The sequence below is a fragment of the Flavobacterium sp. TS_SC_5 genome (assembly GCF_056156265.1).
Genome location: NZ_CM149588.1, coordinates 3,433,614 through 3,446,679 on the forward strand (window position 1 = coordinate 3,433,614; position 13,066 = coordinate 3,446,679).

Below are 13,066 nucleotides of genomic sequence, written 5' to 3' on the forward strand. Positions count from 1 at the left end.
ATTAATTATTTATTCGATCAATAATTCCAGAGGTTCTCTTTACCCTCGTCTGTGTAGTCTGAAGAATAATATCTTCTGTGCCCTGAATAATTACCTTGTTTTTAGCTCTCGTTATCGCTGTATATAGTAATTCCTTGGTCAGCAATCTATTTTCTTGATTTTCTGGCAAAATAATCAACACATCATTAAATTCAGACCCTTGACTTTTGTGAATGGTCATTGCGAATACTGTCTCGAAACTTCCGATATTCGCAGGCATTATTTCACGTACATCTTTATTTTTATCAATAAAGTAAGCCATTTTGTGTCCGTTAGAATTAGTTCTGATAATACCAATATCACCATTAAATAAATTCAGTTCTTTATTATTTTTTGTCACTAAAACAGGTCGATTTTCATAATCCTCTGCATTTATTTTTAAAACATTTCTAGTTTGTAAATAAGTCTCAATTTTTTTATTTGCTGTATAAATACCATATTTCCCTTCCCTTACTGCACATAAAACACGAATCTTATTTAACTTTTCTATTGCGGTTTTGATATCCTTTTCTTTAATATATTCTATATAATTGGAAATAAAATTTTCAAAAATTCCATTGTTGTAATAGGTATCCACTTTCAAATTATCAGATTCCCGATGTATTAATGCTTTAACTTCTTCTAAATCTTCCTGAATAATTGCTTTACTAAGTTGGGCAATAATTTTTGATTCTTCTGTAACTCTTCTAATGAGCATCAATTCAGTAATATGTTCATTTAAAAGTTTTCCTTTAGAAGTATTATTGGACTCGATAATATTTGCTCTGTTTAAAAATTGATTTATAAAACATTTACGATCTTCATTAAAGACGTTCAAGGTTGGTTCCTTTTCTATTATAGAAGAATTACATAAATCTCCTAACATACTCCCTGCTTCAACTGAAGCTAATTGATTTTTATCTCCTAATAATATGATCCTCTTAGTGGGTTCGATGGCACCTAATAACTTAGCAAGTAATGGTACATCAATCATAGATGCCTCATCAACTATTATAACATCATAGTCCAAATAGTTCTCCTGATTGTATTTAAAGTAATGAGAGTTTGGTTGATAACCCAATAATCGATGGATCGTACTTCCTTCTAACTCTTCAATTTTACTTTTTAAAGGCTCAACATTAGACAATAGATTATTTTTAAGAGACTCCAACATTCGTATTGCTGCTTTCCCTGTTGGAGCTGCCAAAGCAACTTTTAAGTCTGGATTAATGGTATACAACAACACTAATAATTTGGCAATTGTAGTAGTTTTTCCCGTACCGGGTCCACCAGTGATAATTGAAAAGTTGCTTAAATAGGAATTCAAACATCCCACTAACTGCCAATCTGTTATTTCTAAATTAGCGTCCTGAAGTTTATAAATAGCCTCACAATTACTTTTCAATTCCTCTTTCCGTTTTGCCAGCAACATTTCTTCCTGAGAAATTAAAAGCTTAATCTTGTCAATTATCCCCGTTTCGTAAGTGAAATATCTATAAGTATAGAACTTATTATTGAAAACTATAAACGGTTTTCTATCGGTTCCATTTATAGATAAAATATTTGTTGATTCGGTAAATGTATCTAAAGTAAAAGGCGGGATTATATTTTGAATTTCATCAGCCCAAGTTTCATATTCCATTGCAAAATTTTCTTTTACTAAATCAACACAAATGTTTCCTTCCTTCATTCTTTTGGATAAGAGATAGGCAAAGGGCTTCAAATTATTATCTGCTACTAATTCTGTAAATTGAAAATGCAAATCGTTAATAAAATTCATATAGGTTAATTTAAGAATTTAGAACACTTAGGTTTGATTTTTAAAAATATGCAATAACAATTAATTCCAACTTTCTGTAATAATACTACCATTCTCTTCGTCTTTTACCACGTTTATGGACCGAGGAATTCGTTCTTGCAAATCACTTACATGAGATATAATCCCAACAATTCTGTTTTCTTTGTTAAGAGATTGCAGGGTTTCAAATACTACAGCCACACTTTCCGGGTCTTGAGTACCAAAACCTTCATCAATAAAAAAGAAATTTTTGTCATTTTTATTTAATGATTGAACACTTTCAGCCAAAGCTAAAGCCAAACATAAAGATGCCTGAAAACCCTGACCACCAGAGAGCGTTTTTACACTTCTGGAAGCTCCATTATTGAGATAATCTACAACTTCAAATTCGTTTGTATTATTGATGGTTAAGCTCAATTGGTTTTTAGTCATACGGTGAAAACGAACATTTGCCGCATCAGATAAATTCTGTAAGTAAATACTCGAAACATAATTTACAAAACCATTCGCATTGAACATATTTGCTAAAGTCCCTAAATTTGCATGTCGCGTTTCATACATTTTTAATTCAGATAGAAAAACTCCCTTTGCATCAAACTCAGCATTCATTCGTACTAAATCCCCTTGCAGCCTTGAATATTTCCCTAATTGTGCTTCTCTTTTTAATTTGATCTCTTCAAATGCAATATTTTTTTTATCAAATACTTCTTTGTCAAAAGTTTGTACCCCAACTAAATTTTCAAATTCAGCTACTCCATTTTTAGAAGTTTGTAAATCAATCGAAAATTGTTTTGTTTTGTTTTTTTCTGATTCAACATCCCAAACATTATTAAGTATTACTTGTACTGTTTCAACGGAATCAAATTGATGTGCTTCAAGCAATTCAATTATATTGTTATTGATATCACTCACCGATTTCTCGCTTGCAATAACCTGCTGACTTAAAGATTCTAAACTTCCATTTAAAGTAGCTAAATCTTGTTTTTGCAAAACAATCAAATCAGCAGTTGACTGATACAATTTTTCTATTCGAATATTTTCTTGAGTCAAAATTGATTTTTCATCAGAAATAATTGCAATATCGATTTGTTCATAATCAGCAAATTCTAGCACTTTTAATTGGGATACCAAATTAGAAATGACTCCAGATTTTGTTGCTTTTTCAGTCGCATTAAGTTGTCTATTATTCGTTTGCTTTTTTAATTCCTCAGCTACTTCTTCTACTTCTAACCTGATTGCTTTCTCCTTTAACTCAGTATCACTAATCGCTTTTTCAATTTGAGCTTGCTCCTCCTTTTTAGTTACAAAAATGGAATCATCTTTACTGTCGAATTCAGTCCATACAAATTTTGAGATATGATTCTTAAGATCATTATCAATTGTCTCTTTTTCAGCCAGTACTACTGCCAACTCTTTCTCTGAATGATCCAGAGAAAATGCCGCTTTTTCAGCTTTAGAGACAATACCAACAATTACACTTTCCTTTTCTTTAACGCTTAAAATCGTAGCAACTACAATAGCTAACTGCTCCGTAACATCTTCTACTTGCATTATGTTTGGATGTTCTAGTGAACCACACAAAGGGCAATTTTCTCCGTCATGAATGGTATTAGAAAAACGGGCCAATTCTTTAGATACCAAGAGCTTTTTTTCAACTTCTATTGCCTCTCCCTTCTCAAGTTGCAAAACTTTTAGTTTGGAATCCAATTCGTTTTTCCACGATTCAATTGACAAATTCATTTCTAAAAAAGTTGCTTTATGCGAAGCTACATCTCCTTGAATTGCTTTTATTTTACTCTCGTTATCCCCGGCTTTCGTTTGAATTGAACCTTGTAAATTATACCAATTTCCTGCCTCTAACAAAACCTTCGATTCCATTCGTTTTGATTTCAAAGTATTCAGTGTGACTTGAAGGATGGCAAGGGTTTGTTTTAGCTCTTTTTCTTTTTTGTCAGTGACTAAAAATAATTTTTCCTCGCTTTTAATTTTATCTTCAATTATAGCTACTTTCGACTGTAATTCACGAATTTGAATGATTGATTCCAAATCAAAAATTCTATTTTTTGTATTATCTAAAGCAGTATATTGAGGTTGTATATCGTTGATTATTAAGTCATTTACACTTATATTTTCTTTGACTTTTTTCTTGCTAGTTTCTACAACAAGACATCGTTCTTTAACTGCTTTTAAGTTCGTTTTTTCAGTTTCAAAATTATTTAAAACGGCTTTAAAGACTTTTTCAGCCTTTTCAAATACATCAATTTCGGCCTGCAAGGAATCCATAGCAGGTTTTGCAGATGTCAAACTTAATAGCTGTTCGTTTCTTTTTCCTAATTCTTCTACATTAGCTTTTAGTATAGCTAGTTTTTTAACTTCTGAGTCAATTAATTCTAATTCAGCAGTATCTTTTTTTAAATGGGCTTCTGCCAAAGTTACCTCAACTTTTAAATTTGTAATCGTTTCATTGGTAACTCCTTCAAATCCGGACAATGCTCCTTTAAGCAAGTCTATTTTTGACCTGCTATCTTTTTGTAATGAACTTACTTTCATGCCCAAATCAAAATTCCCTAAATGAAAAATTTCTTTCATCATTTCAGACCGTTCCGTTCCTTTCAGGTCTAGAAATTCCTTGAACTTTCCTTGTGGAATAATAATCGTACGTCGAAAATTATCATAAGTTAGCCCTATTATTGGGGTAGCTGCGGAAGAAGGCATTGGAATCCATTCTCCATATTTCCACTCATAGGCCAACCGCTCTACAGTTGTAGTTTTTTCAAAATGGTTTCTATTCCTTTTCCAATCGGCTACGAACTTGAATTTCCTTTTTTCAAAATTTAAAAACTCAAATTCAATATTAGCCCTGTCTGATTTAAGGTTTAACATATTATAAGAACGCTTATCCTTACTGTTCAAACGCTCAGTTTCTCCGTATAGCACAAATCCAATAGCTTCTAAAACCGATGATTTACCCGAACCAACAGCACCAAAAATTCCGAATAATCCGGCACTGGTCAATTCCGTAAAATCAATCGTTTGTTTCTTTTGATACGAATATAAACCCGTAACACTTAATTTTAATGGTAACATATGTTATCGTTTAATATTCGTTTTCAACTTGAGTTCCAATAATTTCCTGAAATAAATCGATGAGTTCTTCATTAGGCTCTTGTTTGTACTTTGAAACAAAGTAATCCTTAAAAAGCCCTTGAATATCTTGGTCTAAATTTACTTTCACTACTTTATTGCCATCCAAATTATCCTTGGAAATAACAGGAATAATATGAATAATCCCATCATGACTTTCGTGTATCCTTTTTAAATCCTGATTTGCTATAAAATTGTCGCTTAATAAGGTTAATTCAACTAAACAATAAGGATTCTCTAATAACCATAAAACTGCATTATCAATAGAATCAAAACGTTTCCTGTGTAAAACACGTCCTGAATGCAACATAATATCCGTAAAACGCACTTCCTTATTAGGATCTAAATCTAGAATCACTATTTTTTTTTCTTGTCCGGCTTCAGAAAAACTATATGATAGTGGGCTGCTTGAATAAACAACAGGGCTAGGATGTCCCCCAATGTTCTGAAAACGGTGTAAATGTCCCAAAGCTGTGTATTGTATTTGCTTCGGGATGCAATCCGTATAAACGATATCAGCATTACCTATACGCAATGGTTTTTCACCATCAGGTTCTTCTAATATTTCACCACCTCGTTTCAACATGTATAAATGCGTGGTCAAGATATTAACTCCTTTATCATCACAATATTTATCAGCTAGAACTTTCCATGAATTTTCAAGAAGTTGATTTAACTGTACTTCTTTGTTATCAGCTCCCAGATATGTTTTCAAACGAAGTTCATTAGCGTAAGGAGTTGCAATAATCCGGATTGGAAAATCAAATTGTGCTAATTTAATTTCAAAAAAACCATTTTCTGATTGAGTTATCTCGAAACCATTTTCAATTACCATCTTCGAAATCATACTGTCGGGATTACCAACAAATAGGATTCCACATTCTCTAGCCAAAGGATTTGGGGCATCAATTCGATCAGGACTGTCGTGATTTCCGGCAATTGCTATTACTGGTCGTTTTCCATTATTTGTTAGTCTTTTCAATGTTTTATATAACAAATCAACAGCCTCAACTGGTGGATTAAAAGTGTCAAATAAATCGCCAGCCACAATTACTATGTCAACATTTTGTTCGTCAGCAATTTGACAAATTTCATTTAAAACTTCTTTCTGTTCTTCCAAACGAGAAAAATGGTCTAATCTCTTTCCCAAATGCCAATCGGCAGTATGTAAAATTTTAATACTCATATTTTGATTGTTATATTAATAACATTATTGTTGTATTCTAAAAACCGTTTATTCTTTACCAGGGTTTCACTTTTCTGTAATATTTATTTACAGCAGCGATCAATTCATCAGTGGGAATTTCCACAAGAATTTCAGAAGTAAATTGGACCAAATTTCTTGCAAGCTTAATTACTGCTTCCCGTGCTTTCATATCAATGCTTCCGATTACCTCTTTTTCTCCTCCAAAAACAAGGTGACTTCTGTCAAAATAATCCTGATCATCATGAGAAATGAAGAAGCGATGGTAGTCCAAAACATCAGCATCTTTCAAAATTTGTCTTTCTATCGATTGATCACTTTTCTTGTAAATTAATTCGCTGCAGCCAATAGCATACGAACTTCCGTAATTTTTACTTATTAAATAATCATGACACGCCAAGGCGCTCTCTTTTTCCCACAAATCAACACCGTTTCCTTCTCGCCCAATATCGTGAAAGAGCAACGCATAAAATGTTTTTTGTTCATCAACTGCGATTCCCTTTTGGATATAGTTCTCGATTATAGTATTGGCTAATAAAAGCGTTCTCAAAATATGAAACCTTCCATGATAACTCTCGGAATCGAATTTATTTTCATGATTTTCATATTCTGCAGCAATCTCCAATTCAAATTTATCTATGATTTTTTTGAAACTGTCCTTCATTCCGTTCTCATTAATTTTTATTTTTATCTTTCTGTTCTTAACTTTTGCCCGATTTACAATAATGACCTTAAAAATAACACATTCGCTAAAAAATCGGGATATAAATGCTCTAAATTGTTAAAAAAAAATCAAAAAAACAATTTTTTAATATGTCTTATTATATATTTTTTAGTGTCAACAGAAACAGTCCGTTCAGTAAAAATTAAAAAAAATAATATTGATAGGACAAAATTCACAATCAAATATAACGGATTCAATCAAAAAAATTTATTATTAAACTTTTGGTGTATCTGACATCCCTACCCCACAGAAAATGAAGTGTCTTTGTCAGGATTAAATTGAATTTCAAAATCACTGCCGTTCCATATTGCTTTGCCATATTTCAGCCTAAATGAATCCCCTTGGTTCCATACCTGTGACTTAATATCCTCAATAATATCCTCTAAAAAAACGATTTCTCCAATTGCTAAATCTTCAGGAATCAAATAAGCTGCAAAGGGCAACTCGAATGCGTAAGGATAATGAAATGTCCATGGAATAACAGGTAAATAGAATTCTTTTATTTCTTCATTAAATTCATCCCTAAAATCATAAAGAACTTTTACTTCTCCTGTTTGCTTATGCTGCCAAACTGAATACTTAGTACTAATTTCATCAGAAGGGATTACTTTTTTAAATAAAAGTTGAAAGCCTTTTAAAACTGAATCATTCATGTTTTTTAAATCCCTGACTGTTTGAATAATCCTGATTTCTTTTTCAAAATTATTTAGATCCATGATATCCGTTTGTTATAATTCTGATATTTTTTTGATTGAAATCTACTTTTAAACAAGTATTAGGATCCTTTTTGAGAATTCGTAATAATTCTACATCACTATATTTTTCTGTGTTCAATACTTGATTATTGCATTTTAAACAAATACTGGTTTTTAAATTATTCGGATTAATCCGCAGGGAGGATTGATTAACCCCAAGGGAACACTCCATTTTTTTTAATAATTGGCCTTCGTTGGTACTTAATTCGCCACTAATTGGATTAAATTTCATCTTTTTTAAATATATGTTACTAGCTTAAACTTATTACTCTTTTTTCTTATCCAAATAAAATTATATTTCAATTATACAAATCGCATATGAGTCATCCGTTAATTTATGTAAATTCTAACTAGATCATTATTTTCTGTAATGTTGGTAAATTAATGTAGCACTCGTTAGTTTCTTTTTTTTCATATTATGACTTTTTAAACAATTTTGTTAATCAAAAAAATTTATTTCCTAATTCTAACATAGGCTTCGGCAACTTTATCTTCAATCGTTTTTCCCTTTGTTGAATCTTTATGGTGCACTGTTACTCTGAAAAAAAAATAATCCTGGTACCACTACCATTTTCACCCTATTATTTCTGCGATAATCCATAAAATGATGTCCTTTCAAATTGAAAGCCGTCATGATTTTGCCACTCTTTTTATATATTCTTTTATATTCAACTTTTGTTGTTGAATTCTCAACTAATCCTTTGTTCATTAAAATCTCCAATTGGCTTTGACCGGTGATAAACGAAACGCGGTTTAAAACCGTTAACTTCATTTTGCTTTTATTAGGGTATTGAGCTACCACTTCGACTGACAGCATCATTAATAACAGGCACAAAACAGAATTTAACTTATTCATAACTACTTCATGATTATTGTAATCGATTGCTCTCTTAATGTGTATTCCAGCTAATATTTCTAATATTCATCGTTACTATTTTAATGCCGTAAAAATATGTACTTTGTCATAAAATTAGCTCGTTAATATTAGATGTAAAAATTTATATAAAAAATACGTTTTTTGGTGATATCCAAATTTAAGAACTCTGTTTTTTTTTAATTCCTCTATATCAAAGAAACTTTATTCCGAGCTTCAAAATGTCAGTAAACATAAACTTTAAAAAGAAACTAACTTTACGGTTTTCCGTAAAACAGTATTTATTTTCATACTGAGATTAATGAATTAGATTAAAGTGGTATTGGTTTGGAGTGTTCCCTGTCTGTTTTTTTAATGATTTGATGTTTTTGAATTAGTATGCTGGAATATCAAATCCGGAAGCGATTATTGCAATCGCAAGGGAATCGTTAAGATTATTATTTTCATCAACAGACATAATTATACGGGCGTTATACCCTGCTTCCAGCTGAATGTAATCGTTGATTACTGCAATTTCATCAATTGTAATTTCAGTTGTACCACTTGTGACAAGCAACAATATGTTTTTGGTATTGGTGATCGCAGCATCTCTTAATAAAGGAGTAAACAAAGCCGATCTAATGGCTTTTTCAGCTCTGTTCCTGCCGGAAACAACTGAAAACCCAGCCAGTGTTGAACCGCCCTTACATAGAACGGTTTTAATATTGTTTAAATCAAAATTATAATGCAGGACAATTGCAGTAATTCCTTTCACCAGGGTGGTGAAAGTGGTATTGATATGTAGAAATGCACTTTCTAAATCAGGAACGGAATTGAGGGGATTTAGCTTATTAGTATCGATTACCAACAAGGAGTCAAACTGATTGCGAAGTAGATCAATATCCTGAAGCACCTTTTCATATTTTGATTTTCCGTCAGAAAGGAAAGGAATTGAAACAATACCTACTGTGATAATCTCTCTTTCTTTTGCAAGTTGCGCTATTTTCGAGGCAACAACCCTTTCGGTTGTCCCACTCATTCCGGCAATTACCAGCACCACTTTTGTAAATTCGTTCAATAGCGCGTCCAACGCAGGGTTGCGCTGTAGATCCAGCAATTGTTCTGCATCCTCAGCAATGGTTTGTTCCGGCCGGATTTTGTTTGGAACTACATCCTTTTCTATGATTTGGAAAGTAAAATCGACTCCTTTAATATGTTGAAGACGTAAATAATCTACAACACTGCAACCGGTATTTCCGATACCGATTACTTTAACAGTATTTCTACAGTCATTGGCTAAATCCATTGCGTGATTTGAATTGATGTTGTTTTCTTCCATAATTTCTATGTGTTTTCATTAATATGAAACAAAAATAAACCGCCACAATACCATATTGTGACGGTTTAAATATTATTAAACATAAGAATGTCTAAAATGGAATATAATTTATTTTAACTTCTTTTCATCCAGCTTCTACCTTCATTTGTGGAATAATACAAGCCTTTTGAAGTCATTCCTAGAATTTCTTTGCCATTGTCGATCAAGTCTGAAAAATCTCCGTAAGATCCAGAAGTAGAACGAGACATCCAACTTCTACCATCATTAGTTGAGTATTCAATTTTAGTTTTCGTTGTGGGGTTAATTCGAATCATTTCTTTTCCCTTTAAAATCATAAGTGCCATAATACAAATTGGTTTTAGTTTGCCTACTCTATCTGGTTTTCGGCTTTCCCATTATGTAAAGAAAGCAGAGGTAGGTGACAAAAAGTGGCAGAGTAAAAATTATTTTATTGCACAAAAATGTTGATAGTTTACAATCAATTCTATCCATACACTATCTATAATACATATATCAAACCTCGGGAGAAAATTCAAATAGAACGTTAACATATTTGTTTCTTTCAACTAAAAGAGATTACTCGCCTATTGGTATTTTTCCGCTCTCTTTTTGAATAATTTTAATAAAACTGATTCTGATTTGTTATTACGTTTCATCATTCTTTATGCAAACCTAATAGGATAAAGCGCGATAAAGAGACATTGAAAATAATATTAAAAAAAGACAATGTTTTAATTGATTAAATTAGACTATTTGATTCCTATTTTGCGATAACGATCGACATTCAATACCAAGCCTAACTCTTGTGCTTTATTTTGCCATACCTCCCGGTGACCATAATCGAAACCTACGATTGCGTGAGCAACTTCGTGCAATATTGTATTCTTTACTTCATTGATTTCAGAGTATAATGCATGATGGATTGACAAGCGAATGGTATCACTGCTGCAAGAACCATTTCTTTTTCTTGCTCCTGAAAATTTGAATTTAAGGTGACTAACACCATGAATTATCATCAACTCCAAAGTCATTGTTTCTAATATCATCAATCTTTCCTGTGTTTTATTATTTTTCGAATTTAACAATGGTTTTACCTTGGTTAGTTTTACTCTTCTTTTAATTTTATGGATACCATTTTGTTTGCTATTTGCATTGTTTGCTAATATTTTACCAACTTTCCATCTGTACCAATCCAATTTGACAACTACAGCTGCTATAGCCGCGTGCCGTTAAGAAATCTATTGTCATAAAGTTCCTTATTGGTATAGATTGGACATTTCCTCTACCCTTTGTTTTATGGTCGCAATCAAGCTTTTTGGTTCTATCACTTTTACATTACCACCATGTTTCAAGAGTTCAATAGTAAAGTCATTTGTAAGATGAATGTAAATTTCCATCAAGATGCTATCACCAGTTTCTTCTATTATGCGTTGAGAATCGTGCAGCGGAAATGTTTTGATATAGTTACCCTGCTTGTTGGAAAACTTCAAAACCACTTTTTCGGCGCGAGTATAGGTTTCTACTCCGAAAGCGTGTTGGAATTCCTTTTCGACATTATAGGCAATCGGATTAAATTTAGTATCAGTAATTTTTAGATTGAAAATACGGTCTAGTCCAAAAGTTTTTACTGTTTCATCCTTTATATCCAAAGCAACCAAATACCATCTTTGTTGCGATTCTTTTATGGCAATGGGTTTAACGTCGCGTTGCGTACTAAAGTCTTCCCAATGTTTTTGGTGAGTGAATTTTAAAATAAAAAGGTTTTGTATGGCATGTATGATTCCATGAATATGCTCAGTTCCCAATGATTTTCTCTTTTCAAGAAACACACTTGGTGACAATTTATTTCCTTCTTGAAGTGCATGATGTATCGAAAAGGCATCAATCATTCGTGTTACGGTTTGGTCTTCAATTTCTTCTTCATCAATAATATAGGTTTTGTCTTTACGATTGTATTGAATGTTAATTCCAAAAAGGGTAGAAATGTCTTTTTTATCTCGGTCAAAAGTGCGTATGGCATATTCGAAATTCATATCAATATCGTCTTGTTCTAGCTTGTGCATCACATGATCTTGTAATTCATTAAAACTGCATGGTCTGCTTCTCAAGCGGTCTATAACATACAAATACCTTTTAAAATAGGTTAATTTTGACATAATTGTTTGATTTATTTTTCAAAGATAAATTATTTGTCTGCCGATTTAAGGCAGAGTGTGATATTAATATTTAAAATGGCAAATCATCATCAATGTTAGCGCAGATCGGCAAATTATCAAATTCGCCTAAATGTCCGGTAAATTTTAATCTAGCATTGCCGAGACCTCCATAATTATTTTTGGCGACGATAATTTCAGCTTCACCCGCTGTTGGGGAAGAATCATCATCGTCCCATTCGTCAATTTTATAATATTCAGGTCTGTACAGAAGTAAAATTAAGTCGGCATATTTATCAATCGGGGCATCCTTTCTAATATCTGATAATAGTGGTTGTTTATTACTTCCACGTCGATAAATATTTTCTTTTACATCAACAAAAACGATTATTGTTATATTTAATCTTTCAGCTAACTGTTTGAGGTCATAAGAAATTTTAGCAAGCTCCCTTTTATTGAGTACTTTTCCAACTTTATCTTTTCTATTAGAAGCAAGTAAATGTAAAGCATCAATTATAATTATATCTACACGATAATTAGGACAAAGTAACTCATATATTTTTTCCTCAATATTATCAACAGTTAGAAATGGATAATCAATAAAAAATAAAGGTACATCTTCTAATTCTTGCATTTTTTGAGACACGAGTTCCATTTCATTTTCATCAAGTAACCCTAAACGAAATTTTTCGAAAGAAATATTTGTTTGTTGCCGAATGATTCGCATCATCAATTGTTGAGCTGATAATTTTAATGAAAAAAAAACAATTGAATATTGATTCTCTAATGTCATTTTATTGATTAACGATAGAGCAAATGCATTTTTTCCCATTCCTGCTACTCCACCAAGTAATATTAAATTGGAAGGCTGAAAACCATTAGTAATGGCATCCAGTTTGTGAAATCCAGATGAGATCCCCGTAACACCTTTTTCTTTTTTGGTGATGATCTTAAGCCTTTCTTTAAACTCCTCTCCAACTTCTTTTAAACTTTTAATTTCTATTTGATCCATGATTTTTTTTTATCAAAAATACTTTTCATATCTGCCAAAATATGGCCAGAAAAATTTTATATTATA

Annotated in this window: 12 protein-coding genes; all 12 read right to left on the bottom strand. The window is 31.9% G+C overall.

The window, feature by feature from the left end:
- Position 1: 1 nt before the first annotated feature.
- Complete coding sequence (gene recD / locus AC0J6S_RS14720; RefSeq protein ID WP_474954502.1) at positions 2–1,798, bottom strand: exodeoxyribonuclease V subunit alpha; 1,797 nt, start codon at positions 1,796–1,798, stop codon at positions 2–4.
- Positions 1,799–1,858: 60 nt separating this feature from the next.
- A complete protein-coding gene (locus AC0J6S_RS14725; RefSeq protein WP_474954503.1) occupies positions 1,859–4,903 on the bottom strand; it encodes an AAA family ATPase in 3,045 nt (1,014 codons plus the stop codon).
- Positions 4,904–4,913: 10 nt separating this feature from the next.
- Positions 4,914–6,146: a metallophosphoesterase family protein gene (locus AC0J6S_RS14730; RefSeq protein WP_474954504.1), complete on the bottom strand. Its 1,233-nt coding sequence runs from the start codon at positions 6,144–6,146 to the stop codon at positions 4,914–4,916.
- A gap of 55 nt (positions 6,147–6,201) precedes the next feature.
- A complete protein-coding gene (locus AC0J6S_RS14735) occupies positions 6,202–6,828 on the bottom strand; it encodes an HD domain-containing protein (RefSeq protein ID WP_474954505.1) in 627 nt (208 codons plus the stop codon).
- A 299-nt stretch (positions 6,829–7,127) separates the two neighbouring features.
- Positions 7,128–7,604: a hypothetical protein gene (locus tag AC0J6S_RS14740; RefSeq protein ID WP_474954506.1), complete on the bottom strand. Its 477-nt coding sequence runs from the start codon at positions 7,602–7,604 to the stop codon at positions 7,128–7,130.
- Positions 7,591–7,875, bottom strand: a complete 285-nt coding sequence (locus AC0J6S_RS14745) for a hypothetical protein (protein ID WP_474954507.1) — start codon at positions 7,873–7,875, stop codon at positions 7,591–7,593. The genes AC0J6S_RS14740 and AC0J6S_RS14745 overlap by 14 nt, the downstream gene beginning before the upstream one ends.
- A 288-nt stretch (positions 7,876–8,163) precedes the next feature.
- A complete protein-coding gene (locus tag AC0J6S_RS14750) occupies positions 8,164–8,499 on the bottom strand; it encodes a hypothetical protein (RefSeq protein WP_474954508.1) in 336 nt (111 codons plus the stop codon).
- Positions 8,500–8,890: 391 nt separating this feature from the next.
- Positions 8,891–9,835, bottom strand: a complete 945-nt coding sequence (locus AC0J6S_RS14755; RefSeq protein ID WP_474954509.1) for a hypothetical protein — start codon at positions 9,833–9,835, stop codon at positions 8,891–8,893.
- Positions 9,836–9,948: 113 nt separating this feature from the next.
- Positions 9,949–10,149 carry a beta propeller repeat protein gene (locus tag AC0J6S_RS14760; protein WP_474954510.1) on the bottom strand — a complete coding sequence of 67 codons (201 nt, stop codon included), beginning with the start codon at positions 10,147–10,149 and terminating at the stop codon, positions 9,949–9,951.
- 435 nt (positions 10,150–10,584) lie between these two features.
- Positions 10,585–11,031 (bottom strand): SprT-like domain-containing protein, encoded by a 447-nt coding sequence (locus tag AC0J6S_RS14765; protein WP_474954511.1) that lies wholly within the window; start codon positions 11,029–11,031, stop codon positions 10,585–10,587.
- 60 nt (positions 11,032–11,091) lie between these two features.
- On the bottom strand, positions 11,092–11,991 hold the full coding sequence (locus tag AC0J6S_RS14770) for a helix-turn-helix transcriptional regulator (protein WP_474954512.1): 900 nt from the start codon (positions 11,989–11,991) through the stop codon (positions 11,092–11,094).
- 70 nt (positions 11,992–12,061) lie between these two features.
- The gene (locus AC0J6S_RS14775) at positions 12,062–13,000 is read right to left on the bottom strand and encodes a replicative DNA helicase (RefSeq protein WP_474954513.1); all 939 of its coding nucleotides are present in this window, start codon (positions 12,998–13,000) and stop codon (positions 12,062–12,064) included.
- Between the last annotated feature and the right edge of the window lie 66 nt (positions 13,001–13,066).

Bases quoted from the DNA above. Each gene is read 5' to 3' on its own strand.
- recD (WP_474954502.1), bottom strand. From the start codon at position 1,798: ATGAATTTTATTAACGATTTGCATTTTCAATTTACAGAATTAGTAGCA.
- AC0J6S_RS14725 (WP_474954503.1), bottom strand. From the start codon at position 4,903: ATGTTACCATTAAAATTAAGTGTTACGGGTTTATATTCGTATCAAAAG.
- AC0J6S_RS14730 (WP_474954504.1), bottom strand. From the start codon at position 6,146: ATGAGTATTAAAATTTTACATACTGCCGATTGGCATTTGGGAAAGAGA.
- AC0J6S_RS14735 (WP_474954505.1), bottom strand. From the start codon at position 6,828: ATGAAGGACAGTTTCAAAAAAATCATAGATAAATTTGAATTGGAGATT.
- AC0J6S_RS14740 (WP_474954506.1), bottom strand. From the start codon at position 7,604: ATGGATCTAAATAATTTTGAAAAAGAAATCAGGATTATTCAAACAGTC.
- AC0J6S_RS14745 (WP_474954507.1), bottom strand. From the start codon at position 7,875: ATGAAATTTAATCCAATTAGTGGCGAATTAAGTACCAACGAAGGCCAA.
- AC0J6S_RS14750 (WP_474954508.1), bottom strand. From the start codon at position 8,499: ATGAATAAGTTAAATTCTGTTTTGTGCCTGTTATTAATGATGCTGTCA.
- AC0J6S_RS14755 (WP_474954509.1), bottom strand. From the start codon at position 9,835: ATGGAAGAAAACAACATCAATTCAAATCACGCAATGGATTTAGCCAAT.
- AC0J6S_RS14760 (WP_474954510.1), bottom strand. From the start codon at position 10,149: ATGATTCGAATTAACCCCACAACGAAAACTAAAATTGAATACTCAACT.
- AC0J6S_RS14770 (WP_474954512.1), bottom strand. From the start codon at position 11,991: ATGTCAAAATTAACCTATTTTAAAAGGTATTTGTATGTTATAGACCGC.
- AC0J6S_RS14775 (WP_474954513.1), bottom strand. From the start codon at position 13,000: ATGGATCAAATAGAAATTAAAAGTTTAAAAGAAGTTGGAGAGGAGTTT.